This is a genomic window from Henriciella sp. AS95, from assembly GCF_038900055.1.
Lineage (GTDB): Bacteria > Pseudomonadota > Alphaproteobacteria > Caulobacterales > Hyphomonadaceae > Henriciella.
The window spans coordinates 976802-997286 of record NZ_JBBMQM010000001.1 but is presented as its reverse complement, the minus strand read 5'-3'; the positions used below and the strand labels follow the sequence as shown (position 1 = coordinate 997286).

Genomic DNA, 20485 nt, shown 5'->3' with positions numbered 1-20485 from the left:
CGTGACGCCCTGAACCGAACTCTGGACATCGCGCCAGACTATGCCGACGCCAAGCTCGCCCTCGCCCGCCTCGACTGGTATGAGGGGCGTAGCGTTGCGGCGTTGGACCGCCTCTCAAAAATGGCCCCAACGCAGGAAACGCGTGCGCTTCGAGACCGTATTGAGGCAGCACAGCAATCGTATCAGAATAATCCGCGCTGGAGAGTAGATCTCGGCGCGGGGCGGAGCGCTTTGACAAAGGGTTTGCCCGACTGGACCGAGCTGTCTGCAGCTTTGACACGGCGGACGGATGGCGGCCAGAGCTACACCATCCTGGCTGATTATGCAGAGCGCTTTGACCTTTCCGACGTTTATCTCGAAGGTCAGATAGGGTCGCGTCTCACCAACAGGGTGTCCGGATATATCGCAGCGGGCGGAGCGCCAGATGCCATCTTCCGCCCTGAATGGGCTGTCGCTACCGGGCTGACCACCACGGTCGGACCTGGCGCCAACACACCAGATGCGTTTCTCGTTTCAGCAGACCTTCGCTATGCTGACTATCCTGCCGGAATTGTCCAAAGCGGCAAGTTTGGCGTCGCCAAGCCCTTTGCCAGCGATACCGTCCGATTGAGCGGGAGCCTGATTCTTCTCTCAGATGAGCAAAGCGCAACGCGCCAGGGCTATTCGCTTCAGGGCGAATGGCAGGCGGCGGTTTCCAGCCGGATCCTGCTTATCTATGCAGATGCGCCAGAAACCTCCGACGGAGTCACTCTGGATGTAAAGTCCGCCGTGCTGGCCTGGCGGCAGTCACTGAGTGACCGGCAGTCGTTACAGGTCAACCTCCTTCATGAAACGCGGTCTGCTTATGACAGGACCGGGATTTTCATTTCCACGGGCATCTCTTTTTGATGCCGGATCCGCTGCTTCTTGGACTCTGGACGGTGTCGATTGCCATGGCATCGATATCCATTGGGGCTTTCCTGGTGCTCGTTCTGCATCGATATTTCTCCGGTCAGGAAAAGATCCGCAGCGAGCGCCGGCATGATGAAACCACCAACGCGTTCTTCCTGGCCATTGAGGATCATGACGAGGCTGTCCAGACGCTCCGACCACTGATCAAGTATCGCGCAATCTATACGCAGTCCCTTCTCGAATATGCTTCTCTGGTGCGAGGCGATGACTTTCTGCACGCGGTGAAAGCTTCGAGGGAGGCTGGCGCCGAGGTCGAAATCATCAAGTCGCTGAAACGCGGCAAGCGCATATACCGTCGTTTAGCGGCTGAGGCGCTGGGCTTCTTTCCGTCAGACGCCGCAAAAGAGACGCTCTTCAGCGTGCTGGACACCAAAGCACCCACACCCGTGAAAGTGGCGGCAACCCGTGCCCTGCTTGCCATGGGTGAAACGCCCGACCTTGCCGACATTCTGCCCCAACTCGACCTTAGCGACCTCCAGGCTCCGCTTGAAATGGCTGCGATCTTCCAGCTTTTTGCGCGAGACAATCCCGAACCCATTATCCGGCGCGTTCGCATGGCAGTCGATGATGAAGGCCTTCAATCAATGATGATCGAGGCGCTCGGGCGGTGTGGCGTCTATGACGCCATTCCGGTTCTCGAGATGCGAACGCAGGATAAAAGCGCCAGCATCCGCGCCTCGGCGATCGAAGCGCTGGGCCGGCTTGAGCTGCCGATCGGACCTGCAATCATTGAGGCGGCCCTGTGCGACGACAATAGCGTGGTACGCGCTGAGGCTGCCGAAGCGGTCGGCAACGTTGTCATGCCAGAATATGCCGCGCGGCTCGAAACGCTCCTGTCCGATATTGACTGGAATGTCCGCTTCAGCGCTGCGGCCGCCATGCTGCAGCTCGGCGCGGAAAGCCGCGCCTTGCTGGAATCCGCCGCCCTGCAAAGCCCATCCGAACGTGCACAGCGCACAGCAAGCCTTGTGCTGTCTGAGCGGACAGCAGCATGAGTATGCTGACCGAAGCCACCCTCCTGACCACTGCGGTCTGGGTCACGATATTCGTGATTACAGTCGGCTTGCTCCAGAACTTGCTTTATCTGGTCCAGTTGCTGATTGCCTGGCGGTCTATGCTTCGACAGCCGCTGGTGCGCCGCCCTGCGCTGTTGTGGCGTCGCTACGCTGATCTTGCTCCGCCAATTGCGCTTATCAGCCCAGCCTACAATGAAGAGAAGACGATCGTCCAAAGCGTGCGGTCGCTACTCTCGCTGGAATATGCCTCCTTCGAAGTCATCGTCATAAACGATGGATCGAGGGACAACACATTGGTTGAGCTGATTTCCGCGTTCGATCTGAAGCCGGTATCCAGGGCAAGCGATCAGGAGCTGGACCATGAAGTCGTTCGCGGCATTTATGGGTCCAGGCTCCACCCCAATCTGATCGTCGTCGACCAGGTGAATGGCGGCAAGGCCGATGCGCTTAACGCCGGTATCAATATATCCCGCTCACCCATTTTCTGCTCGATGGATGCTGACTCCGTACTCGAACGCGATGCGCTCTTGCGCGCTGTCAGGCCTTTCATTGATGATCCGAGCCGCGTCGTGGCCGTTGGCGGAACGGTACGGCTCGCCAATGGCTGCCGCATTGAGGATGGCCGGGTAATTTCCACCGGGCTTTCAAACAATCTGCTGGCTCTGTTTCAGACGGTCGAATATGTCCGCGCCTTCCTCATGGCGCGGCTCGCCTGGAGCGACATTGGCGCTCTTACCATCATCTCCGGGGCGTTTGGCTTGTTCAGGCGCGCCTCTGTCATTGAGGTTGGTGGGTATTCGAACGGGACTGTCGGCGAAGACATGGAACTGGTCGTGAAGCTTCACAAACACTTGCGCCAGCAGAAACGCGACTACCGCATTGCCTATATTGCCGAACCCATTTGCTGGACCGAAGCCCCTGAGGATCTTCGGACACTACGACGTCAGCGCGAACGCTGGCTGCGAGGCTCACTGGAAACCTTCTTCCGGCACAAGGACATGTTTCTCAACCCGCGCTATGGGCGTGTCGGCAGCCTCGGCTTTGCCAATATTCTGATGGTCGATGTACTGGGGCCGGTCGTTGAAATCATGGGCTATATTCTCATCCCGTTATTCTATGCGATGGGACTGCTCTCTCTCTGCCCTACCTGCTCGCCTTTCTAGGCGTGAGTTTCATGTTTGGCATCATGATCAGCGTTTTCTCGCTGGTTCTGCAGGAGAGCGCACTGCGCCGTGTCCAGAAGGTCAGTGAGCTGCTGAAACTTGGCGTGATCGCCATTCTGGAGAACTTCGGCTATCGCCAGCTCAACAATGTCTGGCGGATCAGCGGTTTCTGGCAGTTCCTGCGAGGCAAGAAGGATTGGGGCGAGATGTCTCGCAAGGGTTTCGGCCGCGTAGAATCGTCCAGTCAGTCCTAGGACAGGCTGTATCAGCGCGGACAACACCCTGTCGACTTACTCGATCCAACCGACTGATTGCAGCTTAAAACTTATGCGAAAACGACCCGACAAAGGTGTGGCGTTCGCCGGGGAATGTCTGCTGCACATGCGTCACGGGCAAATTGTCGTGCCATGTCTGGCGTTCGAGCACCAGGCAAGGCGAACCAATTTCCACGTCAAGAAGGCGCGCGGTCTCCTCGTCTGCCGCCTTGGCCGAAATACGATGTTCGGCCTGCGACCACGGCACATGATCGAGAAGCCATGTGCCCGGCGGCGAAACTGAGAAGTCAGCGTCCGCTGCATCGCTCACTGTTTCCAGGCTGATCAGGCGCTGTTCGAGCGCATAAGCCTTACCATCTGCGCCGTGCAGGCTAACCAAATCCAGCAGCCGGCCGTTTCGTGCGAGTTCCATCTCGTTGTTTCGCGTTTTTCGGGCATTGCGAATACGGCGCTTCAGCAATCTGTAGGAATACGCCTTGCCCCGTTGCTGCAAATCCGCCTGAATGTCCGGAATGTCGAGCATGGTCGAGTCGCTCGGCGGCTGGGCAACAAATGAGCCAGCCCGGCGGCGGCGCACAATCAGGCCTTTGTTCACGAGTTCCGTGACCGCTTTGTTCACGGTCATCCGCGAGCAGTCATAACTTTCCATGAGTTCGTGTTCGAACGGGATGCGATCACCAGGTTTGAGCTCACCGGAGAGTATCCGCTTTTCAATGGCGCTGCGTATGGTTTCGTGCAGGGTCGGTTTGGATTTTGAAGTCGTCGACCGGGAAGAAGGGCTCATCAGTCCAGAATCCTTTTGAGCGCCCGTAAAAAGTCAGCCTCGAACTCAGACCGCCTGACATGTCGTCCTTGTTCAACCATACGGCCCCCTCGAACCCAAACCTCGGCTATAGAAGCTTTCCCACGCCTGAATACCCACTCGTCGAGAATGGCGTCATTTGTGTCCTTGCCTGACAGGATTTCGGACGGCGCAAGAACCAACATGTCGGCTGAATGCCCCGGCGCAAGCCGCGCAGAGGTGCCCGAGGCTCGCCTGCCTCCCTCCAGCGCTGCCTCGTAAAGCATTCTGCCTGAGGAGCCGCCGCTGTCGGTATTTATCACGTTTCGCCGCTTGAATCGCAGCCTCTGACTATACTCGAGCAGCCGCAATTCGTCCGCAGCATCGATCGAGACATTCGAGTCGGACCCGACTCCAAAGAGGCCGCCCGCTTTCAAAAAAACAGGAAGCTCAAAAATGCCGTCCCCCAGATTGGCCTCGGTAATGGGGCAAAGACCGGCCACCGCACCGCTCTTCGCAATATTACCCCGCTCAGTTTCGTCCGTATGCGTCGCGTGGACCAAACACCAATGCTCATCGACATCTGCGTGCTCCAACAACCATTCGACAGGACGCGCCCTGCTCCACTCCAGACAAGCTTCGACTTCCTTAATCTGTTCGGCGATGTGAATATGTATAGGTTTATCTGGCCGGAAAGTACGCATGGCGGCCAGTTGTTGATGCGTTACCGCGCGAAGACTATGTGGTGCCACCCCCACAACGGCACCTTCGAGTGTCTCGCAATGTCGCTCAGCATGATCGAGCAGTGACGAGAACGAATCCAAAGTGTTCAAGAACCGCTCTTGGCCATCTGATGGCGGTTGTCCGCCAAAACCGCCTTGAGCATAAAACACGGGCAGTAAAGTAAGACCGATCCCCGCAGCATTGGCAGCCTGTGCGACTTGACCGGCGATCTCAGCCGGGTCGGTATAGGGTGAACCCGCAGGCGTGTTGTGCAGGTAGTGAAACTCACAGACCCGCGTAAAGCCGCCTTCAAGCATTTCCGCGAACGCCAGAGCACTGATAGCCTTGATGTCGTCCGGTGTCGCATTGCGAATGAACTTGTAAAGCTGCTCGCGCCAGGTCCAGAAGCTGTCCTCCTTGGCAGACAGCCTGTACTCGGTTCGACCGGACATGCCGCGCTGAAAGGCGTGGGAGTGCAGATTTGGCAGGCCAGACACAACCGTCAGGCTGGATCGAGATGACGAAATCCCGGCGCAATCGGTCCTGATAGCGTGGATGAGACCATCGGCGATATCGATCTCGACATTCTCCGCCCACCCATCCGGAAGCAGCGCCCGTCCAAATTGCAGAGTGTGCGAAAGAGGTGCCGGTTCTGATGCCTGGATACGGGCCAATGGACGCTTCCCAATTTACATGATTATGTATATACATTAGTTGCATTTTGGGCAACTGACGAATTCGACTGGACGAGACAGGTCACATGAGAATCTGGACAAACGCGAAGTTGGCAACTTTGTCGGCCGCCCGGTCCGACCTGGGAGCCATCGAAGGTGGAGCGATCGTTGAAGACAGCGGACGCATCGTCTTTGCCGGTCCAGCATCAGACGCCCCCACGGTCACCAATGCGGAGACGGTAGATTGCGAGGGGCGCTGGATCACGCCCGGCTTCATCGATTGCCATACGCACCTTGTTTATGCTGGCAGCCGTGCGCGCGAGTTCGAGATGCGCCTGCAAGGCGCAACCTATGAAGAAATCGCTGAGTCTGGCGGAGGGATTCGATCAACCATGCTTGCGACCCGAAAGGCGAGCGAAGAGCAGCTGGTTGAAGACGCACTTCCACGTCTTGATGCCTTGCTGGCCGAAGGCGTCACGACCATCGAGATCAAGTCCGGCTATGGACTGGATGTCGAGCACGAACTCAAGCAATTGAGAGCCGCCCGCACGCTCGGCGAACGGCGCGACGTCGAAATTCGCACCACCCTGCTCGCCGCCCACACGCTTCCGCCCGAATTCGACGGGCGGCCCGACGACTTTATCGACCTTGTGTGCAATCAAATTATTCCCGAAGCGGCAAGCGCCGGTCTCGTCGACGCGGTCGATGCCTTCTGTGAATCGATCGGTTTCACGCGAGAGCAGACCGAGCGCGTCTTCGAAGCCGCACGCAGTGCTGGCTTACCGGTCAAACTGCATGCTGAGCAATTATCGAACAGCCATGGGGCACAACTCGCAGCAAAATACGGCGCTCTGTCGGCCGACCATTTGGAGTATCTAGACGAGGACGGGGTGCGCGCCATGGCACAAGCCGGCACAGCGGCGGTCATCTTGCCGGGCGCCTTCTATTTTCTGCGCGACACCAAACTTCCGCCTTTTGACCTGCTCAGGAAGCATCGCGTGCCGATGGCCATCGCGACCGACTGCAATCCTGGCACGTCGCCGCTGACCTCCGTTCTTCTCGCCATGAATATGGCGGCGACTCTGTTTCGTTTGACCGTTAAGGAATGCCTGAAAGGTGTGACATGCAATGCTGCCGCCGCACTTGGCATGGCTCACAAGGTCGGCAGCCTGGAGGTCGGCAAGCAATGCGACCTTGCCATTTGGGACATCGAGAGCCCCGCTGAACTTGTATACAATATCGGCCTCAACAAGCTTCATCAGCGCGTGCGGGGTGGGCGATGACAAAAGTGACCCTCGAGCCCGGACAAGTATCCATCGCTGAGTGGCGCCGCATCTGGAAGGGCGCCCCCATCATGCTCGACCCGGCCTGTCACGATGTTATTCGTCAGTCCGCACGTGCGGTCGCCGATATCGTGGCAAGGGGTGCCCCCGTTTACGGGATCAATACCGGGTTCGGGAAACTGGCCTCCGTCAGCATACCGGACGAACAATTCGAGCTTCTGCAACGAAACATCGTCATTTCGCATGCGGCCGGTGTTGGCGATCCACTTCCGGACGCGGTGGTACGATTGATGATGGTCCTGAAGCTCGCCAGCCTGGCGAGGGGAGCGTCGGGCGTTCAGCTGGAAACAATCGAGTTGCTTGAGAGCATGATTTGCAGGGGTGTTCTGCCGATTGTACCAGCCCAGGGATCGGTGGGAGCGTCAGGCGATCTTGCACCGCTATCTCACATGGCCTGCACCATGATTGGCATAGGAGACGCCAATTTTGGCGGCGTCCGCATGCCTGCATCTGAGGCCTTGCACGCGGCTGGCCTCAAGCCACTGCCGGCCTTCGCGGCGAAGGAAGGGCTCGCGCTTCTCAACGGAACGCAGTTTTCCACCGCGTGCGCCCTTACGGGTCTGTTCGAGGCTGAAAGATTACTACAGACCTCGCTTGTAACCGGCGCAATTTCTACAGAAGCGGCAAAAGGGTCTGACAGCCCTTTCGATGAACGTCTTCACCTGCTTCGAGGGCACGAGACCCAAATTGAGTGTGCAGCAGCCCTTCGTGCGCTCATGTCTGAGTCGCAAATCCGCGCGTCGCACCTCGACAATGATAATCGCGTTCAGGATCCATACTGCCTGCGATGTCAGCCACAGGTTGCCGGCGCCGCGCTCACACTTCTGAGGCAGGCCGGCGCGACACTGGAAACGGAAGCGAATGGCGTTTCTGACAATCCTCTAATATTTGCAGAAACCGGCGAAGCGATATCCGGCGGAAATTTCCATGCCCAGCCTGTCGCATTCGCAGCCGACATGATGGCCATGGCCGTGTGTGAAATCGGATCCATTGCGGAGCGCCGTATCGCACTGCTGGTTGACCCCACGCTGTCCGGACTGCCGGCATTCCTCACTCCAAATCCGGGGCTGAATTCGGGCTTTATGATCCCGCAGGTTACTGCGGCGGCGCTGGTGTCGGAGAACAAACAAATGGCCTACCCGGCGAGCGTGGACTCCATCCCGACTTCGGCGAACCAGGAGGATCATGTTTCAATGGCCGCGCACGGCGCCCGGCGGCTGATGCGGATGGTCGCGAACGCCAACAATGTCCTCGCGATCGAATTGCTCGCAGGCGCACAAGGGTGTGACTTCCACCAGCCCCTCAGGTCCAGTGCACCCCTCCAACGAGCCCGCGCCGTCATCCGAGCGAAAGTGCCCAGACTGGACGATGACCGCTTGATGTATCCTGATATCGAAGCAGCCGCGTCGCTTGTGTGCTCCGGAGAGATCGCATCAGCTGTCGAAGTGGACTTGCCGGAAATTGGACGCCAATGACCGACGACTGGCTTGAAATCAAGCGCGGCGACAGGCCCCTGATCGTGACCTTCCCCCACACAGGCACTGATGTCCCGGATGACATTTCGCGAGACTTCATTTCGCTTTCCCGAACCCGGAAAGACACCGACTGGTGGGTGGATCGACTTTACGCCTTCGCCGCGGATCTTGGCGCGACCACGATCCGGACGCCGATTTCACGGTCTGTCATTGACGTAAACCGTGACCCATCCGGTGCGTCTCTTTATCCAGGGCAGACGACGACCGGACTATGCCCGCTCACGACTTTTGATGGAGAGCCGCTTTACATCGACGGCCATGAGCCGGACGAAGACGAAATTGCCCGTCGGCTGGCCACGTACCATCAGCCTTACCACCAAGCCATTCAACAGCAGATCGACCGGCTCATGAGCGATCATGGCCGCGTTGTTCTCTATGATGCACACTCAATCCGGTCGAAAGTCCCTCGGCTGTTCGATGACCTGCTTCCCATTTTCAATATCGGCACCAATCATGACCAGACCTGCTCTTTGGAGTTGGGTGATCAGGTTGAAACCATCTGCGCGCGATCCGGCGAGCCAATTGTTCGAAATGGACGGTTTCGCGGCGGATGGACGACACGCCACTATGGTCAGCCTGATCGAAACGTTCACGCCATCCAGATGGAACTGGCTTGCCGCGGATATCTGGACGAACCTATCGGAGACGTGGACGACGATATCTGGCCCGCTCCTTTTGAGGCCGAGCGGGCGGCACCCTTGATAGAGACATTGAGACAGGTCCTGCTGGCCTGCCTGGAATTCGCCGAGAAGTAGTGAGGAGTATCCGATGACCTATCGTGCCAACGCGCGAACAATACGTGCGCCACATGGGACAGAAATCAGCGCGCAGACCTGGCAGTCCGAAGCGGCCCTGCGGATGTTGATGAACAATCTCGATCCGGACGTTGCCGAGTGTCCGGAGGAATTGGTGGTCTATGGCGGTATTGGCCGGGCGGCCCGAAATTGGGAAGCCTTCGAAACAATCCTATCGACACTCAAGCGCCTCAAAGCCGATGAGACCCTGCTGGTGCAGTCGGGAAAACCTGTCGGCGTGTTCCGCACGCATGCCGATGCACCACGCGTGCTGATCGCCAACTCCAACCTCGTGCCCAAGTGGGCGACATGGGATCACTTTAACCAGCTCGATAAGAAGGGCCTCATGATGTACGGCCAGATGACGGCTGGCAGTTGGATCTACATTGGCGCTCAGGGAATTGTTCAAGGCACCTATGAGACCTTCGCCGAAATGGGGCGGCAGCACTACAATGGCGATCTGACGGGCAAGTGGCTGCTTACTGCCGGTCTTGGCGGCATGGGTGGTGCACAGCCTCTGGCTGCCGTCATGGCTGGAGCGTCATGCCTTGCCATTGAGTGCGACGCCTCCCGCATCGATATGCGAATGCGCACGGGCTATCTGGACGCCCACACCGCCGATCTGGACGACGCTCTTGGTATGATTGAAGAGAGCTGCCAGTCTGGAACCGCCCGATCGATCGGCCTGCTCGGAAATGCGTGCGAAATTCTGCCAGCGCTACTGGAACGCGGTGTCTTGCCGGATCTACTGACAGACCAGACTTCGGCTCATGATCCGGTGAACGGCTATCTGCCAAAAGGCTGGTCACTTGAGGAATGGAAGTCCGCAAGAGAAACCGACCCGAAACGCGTCGAGAAAGCGGCCCGCGCCTCGATGGCCGACCATGTCGCCTCAATGCTGGAATTTCAGAAACGCGGCGTTCCGACAGTCGATTACGGTAACAATATTCGACAAGTCGCATTCGACGAAGGCGTCGCCGATGCATTTGCCTTTCCAGGGTTCGTGCCGGCCTATATTCGGCCTCTCTTCTGCCGGGGCATCGGACCGTTCCGGTGGGCGGCATTGTCCGGCGACCCTGAAGACATTTACCGTACCGATGAAAAGGTGAAGGAGCTGATGCCGGACGACGCCCACCTCCACAACTGGCTCGACATGGCGCGCGAGAGAATCAAGTTTCAGGGGCTTCCCGCGCGTATCTGCTGGGTGGGGCTGGGCGACCGCCATCGTCTGGGCCTGGCTTTCAATGAGATGGTTGCTTCTGGCGAGTTGAAGGCCCCTGTCGTCATCGGCCGAGATCATCTGGATTCCGGGTCTGTGGCCTCACCTAACCGGGAAACGGAGGCCATGAAGGATGGGTCGGATGCTGTGTCAGACTGGCCGCTTCTGAACGCACTCCTCAATACGGCTTCCGGGGCAACCTGGGTCTCGCTGCATCATGGTGGCGGCGTCGGCATGGGGTATTCACAGCATGCTGGCATGGTCGTCTGTTGCGACGGTACGGATGATGCTGCCCGTCGTATAGAGCGTGTGCTCTGGAATGATCCAGCAACGGGTGTGATGCGTCATGCCGATGCGGGTTATGACGACGCCATTGCCTGCGCGCGCGAGCAAGGTCTGGATTTGCCGAGCTTGGACTGACCCGACCGTTTACGCCGCACCACGTTCTTGCATGTTAGCATGCTTTGACGCATTACGCGCCATGCGAATGTTTTTCTCCGCCTCGATTTGTGCCGCCATTAATGCCGTAACTAACCGCGCTGCTGAGATGGATCTGGCGATCACCGTATCATTCATGGATGCGGCGGGAAATGAAGCTGCATTCTACCGAATGCCGGGGGCCTTTCTAGCCTCGACCGACTATGCGCGCTGGAAAGCGTGGACCGCCGCGAGCTTCCAGACCCCAACAGAGCCTTTTGCGGACATGCTGGCCGGACTGCCACAAAATATAAGAGAGGGTTTGCTTGCCCATCCGAAGGTTACGGACTTGCCTGGCGGCGCTTTGATCAAGGACGAGAACGATGTTCTGGGTAGTGTGGGTATTTCCGGCGGTTCTGGCGAGCAGGATACCGAACTCGCCCTACTGGCGGCGCGAACACTCTTGCAGCACCCCGATCAGAATGCACCGGGATAAAGCCCTCCATCCATCTGGATGTTCTGACCATTGACATAGCCGCAGTGCTGGCTGGCAAGAAAGGCACACATCGCCCCCATCTCGGCAGGGTCTCCAACCCGTCCGGCGACCTTGTTACCAGTCAGGTGCTTGGTGATCTCCTTCGACTTGCGAAGTCTGTTGGTATCAAATGGCCCGGGCAGCAGGTTATTGATTGTGACGCCCTTCGCTGATACCTGAGGCACCAGCCCAAAGACAAAGTTGGTCAAGCCTGCCCGCGCTGCATTCGACAGGCCCAATACCGGGATCGGCGTGCGAACGGTTGACGATGTGATGTTGATAATCCGGCCAAAGCCCCTTTCGGCCATGCCATCTATCGTCAATCGTATAAGCTCTATGGCACTCAACATATTCTGGTCGAGGGCGCTGATCCAGGTCTCGCGATCCCAGTCGCGAAAATCACCGGGAGGTGGGCCGCCGGCGTTATTTACAAGAATATCAGGAGCCCCAGCTGCGCTGACCAGTTTGTTTCGGCATACAGGGTCGGTCACGCTGCCCACGACCTGCGTGACCTCAACATCCGGAAAGCGGGCCCGGATGTCTTGCGCTGTTTGATCAAGGGTCTCCGTTGTCCGGCCGTTGATCACCACGTTGACGCCCTCGCCCGCTAGCGCCATGGCACAAGCCTGCCCGAGACCACTGCTCGCAGCGCAGACAATCGCTGTCTTTCCCTTCAATCCCAAATCCATCGATATTCTCCCTTGAACTGCCGATCTGACCCGGCATTTTCTATATTAACATGCTTGCATGTAAGCTGTATTTGGTTATTCTGCGACAATCAAGATGCCGGGGGCTTGAGCATTGCGCCAGCCACACCGCCACAAACAGGTGTCCGAAATCTCGACGTTTCGGTAGGCGCCAAGGGAGAGACAGACATGAACGACGGGACGAACAAGACTGAAGGGGTCGATGCTGTTGCCCTGAAACAGCGGTATGATGCCGAACGCGACAAACGCCTGCGGCAAACCGCTGACAACCAGTACCTGGACCCCGCAAGCGAGTTCACCGAATTCGTAGATGACCCCTATATCGACGAGCCGCTAAAGCGCGATGCGATCACTGAAGAGATTGATACAGCCGTCATTGGCGGAGGGTTTGGTGGACTGTTGACCGCCAGCGATCTTGTGAAAGCCGGTGTTGAGAACTTCAGGATTATCGAACAGGCCGGGGATTTTGGCGGAACGTGGTACTGGAATCGCTACCCAGGCGTGCGCTGCGATATCGAAGCGTATTGCTACATGCCGCTGCTTGAAGAAGTCGGCACCATGCCTACCGAGCGCTATGCGAGCGGCGACGAAATCTTTGAGCATTGTCGTGCAATTGGCCGTCACTTTGACCTCTACGAACGGGCCCTATTTCAGACGAAGGTCATGCGCATTGAATGGAGCGATGCTGACGAGCGTTGGATCATCAGCACGGATAGAGGCGACCGGATAAAAGCGCGCTTCGTTACGGTCAGCCAGGGGCCTCTGGCAAAGGTCAAGCTCCCCAGAATTCCTGGCTTGCGCGATTTCAAAGGCAAGATGTTTCACTCTGCCCGTTGGGACTTTGACTATACGGGCGGCGATATTCGCGGCGGCATGGACAAACTGAATGACAAGCGCGTCGCCGTCATCGGCACCGGGGCGACAGCTGTCCAGATTGTTCCGAAGCTCGCAGAGTCGGCGAAGGAGTTACTCCTGTTCCAACGGACGCCTTCAACCGTCGGAGCACGCCATAACAGGCCAACTGACCCTGAATGGTTTAGAAACCAACCTCCCGGATGGCAGGCCAAACGCCGCCTGAACTTCCTGGAAAACATTACGCCGGGCGCCCATCCGCATGGGGATCTCGTGGATGATGGCTGGACGGACTTTTTCAAACGTGTTGGCGCCCGGATGGGGGCGGCGCATCAGTCTGGTCAACCCTTCAATCCGAACGAGATTTTCCAGGCTGTCGATTTCGAAAAGATGGAAGAAATTCGACAGCGGACCTGTGAGGTTATCAAAGACCAGGATGTCGCCGAACGGTGCATGCCCTGGTACAATTATCTCTGCAAACGCCCGCTGTTCAGCGCCTACTTCCTGGAAAGCCTGAACGAGCCAAACGTCCATCTTGTCGATACGGATGGACAGGGCGTGACCCATATTGACGCAGCAAAGATTTATGCAGGCGGAAAAGGTTATGAGGTCGACTGCATCATCTTCGCGACCGGGTTCGATGTGGGCGCTGCCGCGCATAAGGTAGGCGGCTACGACCTCATCGGCCGTGATGGCGTTTCAATCGATGAACATTGGGAGAATGGCGTGCGAACCGTCCACGGTACCCAGATGAACGGATTTCCTAACTTCCACGTCGTCGGCGGCACCGAACAAGGCACAACAGCGTTCAACTTCACGCACACGCTGGAGATGCAATCTCGCCATGCTGTCGAAATGATCGCGAAATGCCTGAACCAGGACATCAAGGTCATGGAGGTCACAAGAGAAGCGGAAGATCGTTGGCTAGAAACCATGCAGAAGCCACATGCGATTGACCTTGGACGCTACTACGCTGAGTGCACGCCAGGCTTTCTCAATAATGAGGGCCAGACGGACGGCAATAAGGCCACCTTCATTGGCGGCACTTATGGCGGCGGGCCGATCGAGTATGACCAGCTAATCACAGCCTGGCGCAACGGTGGGTATAAACAAGATGTCCGGACCGTGCAGAAAACATCACAGCCAGCACGAAGCTCTCAGTTCGTCAGTTGAAGCTAGCCAGAACGGCCTCCGCAATCGCCGTGATGTGAGCCTCCGACTCTGCTCCGGCACGCTTTGCGTCCTGCTTTTCGATCGCATCAACGATCTGCTCATGCTCGTCTACCGTTGTACCGCCAGTCATCAGATGCCCGAAGCCGAGCGATTGGCCGATGAAGAAGTCAATCATATTGAAATTGTTCTTCTGCTTCCGAGCAAGGATCGGTGAATGCGCCATCAAGTGGAGCTGCCGGTGAAAGGCCTGATTGAGTGCGAGATACCGCGACGGCGATGCGTCGGACGCGGCCTCCATCATCGCGAGCCGCTGATGCGCAAGCTTCAGTTCAATAAGATCATCGCCCGTCCTGCGCTTTGCTGCCAGTTCGCCAAGCAGCCCTTCGAGCCTTTGGAAGAGTTGGAAAAAGTCACCAATATCCTCCGGCGACGGATTGATGACTTCACAACCGACCTGCGGAACAATGTGCACGAAACCTTCCGCACTTAGCCGATTAAGAGCTGACATGATCGGCTGACGGCTGGCCCCTGTCTCTGCGCCAAGTTCCTTGACGAGAAGCCGGTCGCCGAAGGCGTAATGCGCGCTCACCAATCGCTCGATAACGAGCTCATATACTTCATTGCTCTTGCTCATGGTTCAGAGCCTTCATTCTAGCATGCTTGAGCTGGATAGCGCATTGAGCGGTATCATCAAGACGCATCTTGTCGCGCTGCGGAGTGGAAGATCATTACCCACCAAAACACTTTACATGCCATGCTTGCATGCTAGTATGTGTTTAAAGAATTGGAGAAAGCCATGGCCCATATCTGGCCCACCGTCTCACGCGGCGCATTCAAGCTCGATTACGTGGATGCTGGCGGCATTCGAACACGTTTCATTGAGGCCGGAGACTCGTCGTCGGACGAAGCAGTAATATTCGTGCATGGCACTGGCGGGCACCTGGAAGCCTTCACGCGAAACCTTTTGCCTCACGCTGAGAAGCACCGAACCATTGCCCTGGACATGATTGGGCACGGCTACAGCTCAAAGCCTGACCACGATTACGAAATCCACCATTATGTGACTCACCTGCTCGATTTCTGCGATGCGATGGGCCTGAAGAAAATCCATGCTCATGGTGAGTCATTAGGCGGGTGGATCGTCGCCCAATTTGCAATCGACCACCCTGATCGGGTTGCCTCGCTCACATTAAATACGGCCGGCGGTCTCAACACAGACCCGAAAGTGATGGAACGGGTTTACAACGTCACCATGAAAGCGGTTCGTGAAGCGAGCCCGGACACGGTTCGCGCCCGCCTCGAATGGCTAATGAACGATCCGTCCCGCGTCACTGACGATCTGGTTGAGATGCGGCTCGGCATTTACACGCAACCAGGTTTCGAAACGGCGATGGAACACATCCTCTGCCTGCAGAACATGGATATCCGACTGCGCAATGTTCTCACCGATGAGACGCTCACGCGCATCAAGGCCCCCACACTTGTCATCTGGACTGATCATGATCCGACGGCGCCAGAAGCCACCGGTAATCGGTTCGTGGACGCCATTCCGAACGCACGGCCACTCGTCGTCATGACTGATTGTGCACACTGGCCACAATGGGAGAAGGCAGATGAGTTCAACGCCCTCCACCTGGATTTCCTTGCTGAGTGTACAGCAATGGCAGATGCCTGAAGGACAGATCTGACATGCCCGTACGAATGATCTGCGCTTCGCACACGCCGCTTATGGACCACGTGGCGACTGACCCTGCCGTGGATGCGAAAGTTCGCGCTCACTTCGCTCAGCTCTCTGACGAGGTCAGTGAATTCGACCCCGAGTTGGTGATCATCTTCGCACCGGATCACTTCAAGGGCTTCTTCTACGATATGCTGCCAGCCTTCACAGTAGGCATCAGAGCAACCGCGATTGGTGACTACGATATCGGAGATGGCGACTTCGACGTTCCCGAAGACTTGGCGCTCGACTGCATTTCTTCTCTGCACAATGCGGGTGTTGACGTCGCCATGTCGTACAGGATGCAGGCTGACCACGGCTTCGCGCAAATGCTGGTCCTGCTGGGCGAAACAGTGGACCGTTATCCAGTCCTGCCAATCCATATCAACTGTGCCGGCCCTCCCCTTCCGCCAATGAAGCGAGTGAGAGAGCTCGGCGCGGCTGTTGGAAACTGGGCCAAGAGCCTGAACAAGCGTGTCCTGGTTCTAGGATCTGGCGGCCTGTCTCATGACCCACCAATTCCGACGATCGCAACAGCGTCACCCCCAATAGCCGAAAAACTCATTGCCGGTCGCAACCCGCCAATCGAAGAACGCCGCGCAAGAGAGCAGCAAAACTTTGAAGTCGCGCGAGCCCTGGCTCGCGGCGAGGGAAAGGCGATCGCGCTCAGCCCTGAATGGGACCGCGCTTTCATGGATCACATGGATCGCGGCGAGCTCAATTTTCTGGATGATGTCGCGGATGAGAAACTGACTGAAGTGGCTGGGTGTGGGGGACACGAAGTACGCACCTGGATCGCGGCCTATTCCGCGATGTCTGCTTGCGGTGAATTCGAAAACAAGAACTTGTTTTACCACGCTATTTCGGAATGGAATGCCGGAATGGGCATAGCGTCAGCACGCGCGAAAGAAACGGCGAAGGCCTGAACAATAAAGATATCCAAGGGAGGATACGTTGGTTCTATCTCTGCAACACTTGTCACTTTCGGTCCCTGACCTGAAAGAGGGCGCTGATTTCTATTCAGCATTCGGAATGAATATGAGCGAGGGCCACAGCGCGCTCGGCTTTCGGTGTGACAACAAGCCCGATGATGAAATCGTCCTTGTTGAATCCGGTCAGAAGCGGAAGTTCAATCATATCTCATTTGCATCCGACGCGGCCGGCTTCGCGGCCATTGAGGGCCGCTTGAAGGACAAGAACATCGAGCTTCTCTCAAAGCCATTCAAGGATGCGCCCGATGGGCTGTGGTTCCGAGATCCCGATGGCAATCTGGTGAACGTTCAGGAAGCTGATATCGCTGCCAGGCCCGCTGAGCCCGTTCCTCCTGTGAACCGACCGGGCGTTATAGAACGGTCTGCACAACGCGGTTGCCCGAAACCGACGATTGCGGCTCGGCCACGTCGGCTCGGTCACATGATCCTGTTTACACCAAGCGTGCCGCGCCAATTGCAATTCTACACTGAAGTGCTCGGCATGCAGATCAGTGATACGATTGTCGAGGAGTATGGAGCATTCCTGCGTACCGCCGGCGACAGCGATCACCACGTGGTCGGCTTCCTGCACTCAAATGCGCCGGGCTTCCATCACGCAAGTTTCGAGATGGGGTCGATCGACGAAGCCGAGCTTGGCGCGATGCGCCTCTTCGGAAAAGGTTACAAACATGCTTGGGGGCCTGGGCGCCACGCGATCGGCTCGAATTATTTCCACTATTTCCGCGACCCATGGAACGGCATGGCAGAGTACTTCTTCGACATCGACTATATTCCGAAGGACTCTGAATGGGAGCCCGCCGAATGGACCAAAAAGGACGGTATGTTTCTCTGGTCTGCCGACGGCCCGCCACCGCCGGATTTCGGAAAAAATTACGAGGCCGATTGAGTTTCTGCCGGGCGAGGAAACACCAGCCCAAACCCGGCACGGTCTGAAACGTTTCCTCCCACGTTTCAGACCTCCCTTTTTACGACCTGCTTGGCATTCATCCAGACATGACGCACGAGCGCCGCGATGATGGCGACTTCATCGACATTGCGCGGCGCATAGAGCATTACCGTGTCAGGAGAGACTGTTGGCATCCCTGCAAAAGGGTGCGGTTCAGCCCAGCCCTTCTCAATCGCATCGGAGCGAAGCGGCTCCGGAAGAACGGTATGCAGGCTTCCATCGTCTTCGCCATGGATATGAGCAAATTCAGCCCCGAGTAGGAACGCTCTCTCAGCATGAGGAGGTGGGTTCGTTGCCATGTGAAAGCCGGTCGTTCCAGGAGGCGCCCGCCGACTACCTCCAACCACGGCTTCGGGCAACAAGGAGATCTGGGCGGCCAGTAGCGAACTGAACGCGGCGCGGTCCGCAACCGATGGCAGTTGATCAAGCTGGCTGTGAGGCGCTGCTTTAGACGTCCGCGGCCGGTCTCCCTGCCGCGCCGGAAGATCTTCTGGAGCGCTGATAATGAAGGGAAACATCTGGTCCTTCACGTCACGCCTCTACTCTTCGACGAGCGCAGGATGAATGTCTCCATTTCGCAACCCTGGCCAGTCGAGGCTTGAGTCGAGTGAATGCGGACCGTCTCCGAACCCCAAGTCTGCTCCTTCCAGGCAGTCGACAACACTTTCCACGACTTCACCCGGTGTGTCGCTCCACGCCGCAAGCCCTTGTTTGAAGGAAAGCAGATTTGCGCTCGAGGAACTGGAACCGGCGATCCGGCTCACTTTCACGATCTCGGTTTGGAACGGGCTGGCGGCATTGATGGCATCAAGCGTGGCTTCGTCAGCATCTATCCAATGCGCCCCTTCTACTGAAAGCAATGGAGGGATGAGCGGCAGGAAGCCATCAGGTGTCTCACTCATGATCGACCAGCTGGTCGCGTCGATTTCGCCGCTGGCGATCGCCGCAGGCAAGTCGGGCGGAGCAATATCGACCAGAGTGACTTCGTCCAGAATCCCCCACCCATCCCTGAGCAGAACTTCCGTAAACCAACGCACCGAAGACGCACGGGCAGGTACACCGATCCGCCTGCCGCGCAGATCGTCAAACGATTTTATATTCTCATCAAAAACCAGAATTCCGAACGCCACGTCATACAAATCCGCAACAAACTTCAAATCGCTGACCGGCGGTGAATAGGCATGCCAATCTGGCGCTGTGCCATCGATCGCTGTTTGAAAATCAAGGACAGTCATGATCGGCAGGTGATATGGCCGAACGGTCGGATCCACGCGCCTGATTTCATCAATGGCGCCAGGGAGAGCAACCGGTTTGGTCTCCACCGTTCCAAATGCGTCGCACGACTCCAATTGTGCCGCGAGCGATCTATTGTGCGCGTCCAGCATTATGTTTGGCGGCGCAGGCGAATAGAGAACGAGATCGACCGGCTCAGCGACTCCAATCGGGCTGGAGCACGCAACAATTGAAGCGCTACCAATTATCACTCTCGCGATCGACAACGCTCTCGAGTTCGACGCTTTACCCATAACCCAACTCCTCCAAGCCTTATTTGCATGCTTGCATGTTAGCTGTTCGCAGTGCTATTGCAACCCAGTGGATGGCGCGCTCTCACGCTGTCAGCATTCATAGTGCTGGTGTTCTGGAGGTCTAATAATATGGCAGCTTTCCCTCCTCTGCGGAGCACACTTATCCTCGCTTGCGCGGGAGTATTTGCTGCCGCCTGTAGCGGTAGCAGCGCTGAAGAGGCCGTTGATGGAACGGCTCAAAACGATACCAGACTCACTGTCACAATTCTTGGATCCGGTACGCCTGTCCCAAATCGCGATCAGGCAGGCACGGCCATACTTGTTCAAGCGAATGACGAGACCCTGCTCGTCGATTGTGGCCGGGCATGTTCGACGCGGCTGGCTGCGTACGACCCCTCACTGCTTACCAAGGTGGATCGGGTCTTCCTCACCCACCTGCATAGCGATCACATTTCAGGGTTACCCGATCTTTGGCTCAACGGATGGACGCAAGGCCGCACCGGCCAGTTTCAGGTGTGGGGGCCAGCCGGCACCTCCGATCTGTTTGCTGGGATAGAAGCGGCCTACAGCACAGATATAGCCTCGCGCATAAGACCCGCCGGCCCGATGGAGGCCGGGTCACTAAATGTTTCTGTCACGACACTCCCGCTGGACGGAGGTATGATCTTTGAATCAGGCGACCTTTCGGTCACCACTTTTCCTGTGCGGCATGGCAATCTCAGCGCCTATGGCTATCGGGTCGCTTATGGCGAAGAGTCAGTCCTGATTTCTGGTGATACGACCGTCACGCCGACACTCACCGAGTTTGCGGCTGACACGGACGTCCTCCTGCTGGAGGTCGCGTCGCCGGCGATGGTGTCATACGTCCGCAACACGTTCGCCGAACCGCAGGCCGATGCCATTATTGGCCTTCATATGACGGCGCCTCAAGCCGCCGGCATCATGGCGCAGGTGTCCCCGCACCTGGCGGTTTATTACCATACCGTCGCCAGCTGTGAAACCGACCCCGCGCTGCTTGAAGCCACGGAAGACCTCTACGCCGGAAACGTGATGGTTGCCCGGGATCTGATGCAAATCAGATTGACGCCTGCAGGGGTCGAGACGAGCTATCTTGGGCTCGACCCGGCCGACTGCGACTAGTGTCTC

The 20485-nt window shown here is 57.4% G+C and carries 20 protein-coding genes; 14 read left to right on the top strand and 6 right to left on the bottom strand.

Features of this window, described 5'->3' with window-relative positions; genetic code table 11:
* Window positions 1-120: 120 nt before the first annotated feature.
* The 4 genes from WNY37_RS05060 to WNY37_RS05045 are packed head-to-tail and all read left to right on the top strand — an operon-like array spanning window position 121 to window position 3384.
* Window positions 121-888: a YaiO family outer membrane beta-barrel protein gene (locus WNY37_RS05060; RefSeq protein WP_342972377.1), complete on the top strand. Its 768-nt coding sequence runs from the start codon at window positions 121-123 to the stop codon at window positions 886-888.
* Window positions 888-1946 carry a HEAT repeat domain-containing protein gene (locus tag WNY37_RS05055; protein WP_342972376.1) on the top strand — a complete coding sequence of 353 codons (1059 nt, stop codon included), beginning with the start codon at window positions 888-890 and terminating at the stop codon, window positions 1944-1946. The genes WNY37_RS05060 and WNY37_RS05055 overlap by 1 nt, the downstream gene beginning before the upstream one ends.
* Window positions 1943-3130, top strand: coding sequence for a glycosyltransferase family 2 protein (locus WNY37_RS05050; protein WP_342972375.1), 1188 nt, complete (start codon window positions 1943-1945; stop codon window positions 3128-3130). The genes WNY37_RS05055 and WNY37_RS05050 overlap by 4 nt, the downstream gene beginning before the upstream one ends.
* Window positions 3131-3141: 11 nt before the next feature.
* The gene (locus tag WNY37_RS05045) at window positions 3142-3384 is read left to right on the top strand and encodes a hypothetical protein (protein WP_342972374.1); all 243 of its coding nucleotides are present in this window, start codon (window positions 3142-3144) and stop codon (window positions 3382-3384) included.
* Window positions 3385-3448: 64 nt separating this feature from the next.
* Here the strand turns inward: WNY37_RS05045 and hutC are convergent, their stop codons facing one another.
* Both hutC and WNY37_RS05035 read right to left on the bottom strand, forming a co-directional pair.
* A complete protein-coding gene (gene hutC / locus WNY37_RS05040; RefSeq protein WP_342972373.1) occupies window positions 3449-4189 on the bottom strand; it encodes a histidine utilization repressor in 741 nt (246 codons plus the stop codon).
* Window positions 4189-5583: a formimidoylglutamate deiminase gene (locus tag WNY37_RS05035; protein ID WP_342972372.1), complete on the bottom strand. Its 1395-nt coding sequence runs from the start codon at window positions 5581-5583 to the stop codon at window positions 4189-4191. The genes hutC and WNY37_RS05035 overlap by 1 nt, the downstream gene beginning before the upstream one ends.
* 86 nt (window positions 5584-5669) lie before the next feature.
* Here WNY37_RS05035 and hutI point away from each other — a divergent pair, with 86 nt between their 5' ends.
* The 5 genes from hutI to WNY37_RS05010 all read left to right on the top strand — a co-directional run bounded on the left by hutI (window position 5670) and on the right by WNY37_RS05010 (window position 11387).
* On the top strand, window positions 5670-6866 hold the full coding sequence (gene hutI / locus WNY37_RS05030) for an imidazolonepropionase (RefSeq protein WP_342972371.1): 1197 nt from the start codon (window positions 5670-5672) through the stop codon (window positions 6864-6866).
* Window positions 6863-8401, top strand: a complete 1539-nt coding sequence (gene hutH / locus WNY37_RS05025; RefSeq protein ID WP_342972370.1) for a histidine ammonia-lyase — start codon at window positions 6863-6865, stop codon at window positions 8399-8401. The genes hutI and hutH overlap by 4 nt, the downstream gene beginning before the upstream one ends.
* On the top strand, window positions 8398-9216 hold the full coding sequence (gene hutG / locus WNY37_RS05020) for an N-formylglutamate deformylase (RefSeq protein WP_342972369.1): 819 nt from the start codon (window positions 8398-8400) through the stop codon (window positions 9214-9216). Before hutH ends, hutG begins: the two co-directional genes overlap by 4 nt.
* 13 nt (window positions 9217-9229) lie before the next feature.
* A complete protein-coding gene (gene hutU, locus WNY37_RS05015) occupies window positions 9230-10894 on the top strand; it encodes a urocanate hydratase (protein WP_342972368.1) in 1665 nt (554 codons plus the stop codon).
* A gap of 61 nt (window positions 10895-10955) precedes the next feature.
* Window positions 10956-11387 carry a heme-binding protein gene (locus WNY37_RS05010; RefSeq protein WP_342972367.1) on the top strand — a complete coding sequence of 144 codons (432 nt, stop codon included), beginning with the start codon at window positions 10956-10958 and terminating at the stop codon, window positions 11385-11387.
* Here the strand turns inward: WNY37_RS05010 and WNY37_RS05005 are convergent.
* Window positions 11369-12115, bottom strand: a complete 747-nt coding sequence (locus WNY37_RS05005) for an SDR family oxidoreductase (RefSeq protein ID WP_342972366.1) — start codon at window positions 12113-12115, stop codon at window positions 11369-11371. The genes WNY37_RS05010 and WNY37_RS05005 overlap by 19 nt on opposite strands.
* 186 nt (window positions 12116-12301) lie before the next feature.
* On the opposite strand from WNY37_RS05005, the gene WNY37_RS05000 reads away from it, so the two are divergent.
* The gene (locus WNY37_RS05000) at window positions 12302-14158 is read left to right on the top strand and encodes an NAD(P)/FAD-dependent oxidoreductase (protein WP_342972365.1); all 1857 of its coding nucleotides are present in this window, start codon (window positions 12302-12304) and stop codon (window positions 14156-14158) included.
* Here WNY37_RS05000 and WNY37_RS04995 read toward each other — a convergent pair.
* The gene (locus tag WNY37_RS04995; RefSeq protein ID WP_342972364.1) at window positions 14151-14792 is read right to left on the bottom strand and encodes a GntR family transcriptional regulator; all 642 of its coding nucleotides are present in this window, start codon (window positions 14790-14792) and stop codon (window positions 14151-14153) included. The two genes, WNY37_RS05000 and WNY37_RS04995, sit on opposite strands and share 8 nt — an antisense overlap.
* Window positions 14793-14954: 162 nt before the next feature.
* Here WNY37_RS04995 and WNY37_RS04990 point away from each other — a divergent pair, with 162 nt between their 5' ends.
* Genes WNY37_RS04990 through WNY37_RS04980 form a run of 3 tightly spaced genes read left to right on the top strand, consistent with a single transcriptional unit; the run spans window position 14955 to window position 17753 of the window.
* The gene (locus WNY37_RS04990; RefSeq protein ID WP_342972363.1) at window positions 14955-15833 is read left to right on the top strand and encodes an alpha/beta fold hydrolase; all 879 of its coding nucleotides are present in this window, start codon (window positions 14955-14957) and stop codon (window positions 15831-15833) included.
* 14 nt (window positions 15834-15847) lie between these two features.
* A complete protein-coding gene (locus tag WNY37_RS04985) occupies window positions 15848-16801 on the top strand; it encodes a 3-carboxyethylcatechol 2,3-dioxygenase (protein ID WP_342972362.1) in 954 nt (317 codons plus the stop codon).
* Window positions 16802-16829: 28 nt separating this feature from the next.
* A complete protein-coding gene (locus WNY37_RS04980) occupies window positions 16830-17753 on the top strand; it encodes a VOC family protein (RefSeq protein ID WP_342972361.1) in 924 nt (307 codons plus the stop codon).
* A 65-nt stretch (window positions 17754-17818) separates the two neighbouring features.
* Here the strand turns inward: WNY37_RS04980 and WNY37_RS04975 are convergent, their stop codons facing one another.
* Together WNY37_RS04975 and WNY37_RS04970 are read right to left on the bottom strand one after the other, a co-directional pair.
* Window positions 17819-18343 (bottom strand): luciferase family protein, encoded by a 525-nt coding sequence (locus WNY37_RS04975; protein ID WP_342972360.1) that lies wholly within the window; start codon window positions 18341-18343, stop codon window positions 17819-17821.
* Between the two features lie 9 nt (window positions 18344-18352).
* Complete coding sequence (locus WNY37_RS04970) at window positions 18353-19198, bottom strand: TAXI family TRAP transporter solute-binding subunit (RefSeq protein WP_342972359.1); 846 nt, start codon at window positions 19196-19198, stop codon at window positions 18353-18355.
* 270 nt (window positions 19199-19468) lie between these two features.
* Here WNY37_RS04970 and WNY37_RS04965 point away from each other — a divergent pair, with 270 nt between their 5' ends.
* Complete coding sequence (locus WNY37_RS04965) at window positions 19469-20479, top strand: MBL fold metallo-hydrolase (RefSeq protein ID WP_342972358.1); 1011 nt, start codon at window positions 19469-19471, stop codon at window positions 20477-20479.
* Window positions 20480-20485 lie beyond the last annotated feature (6 nt).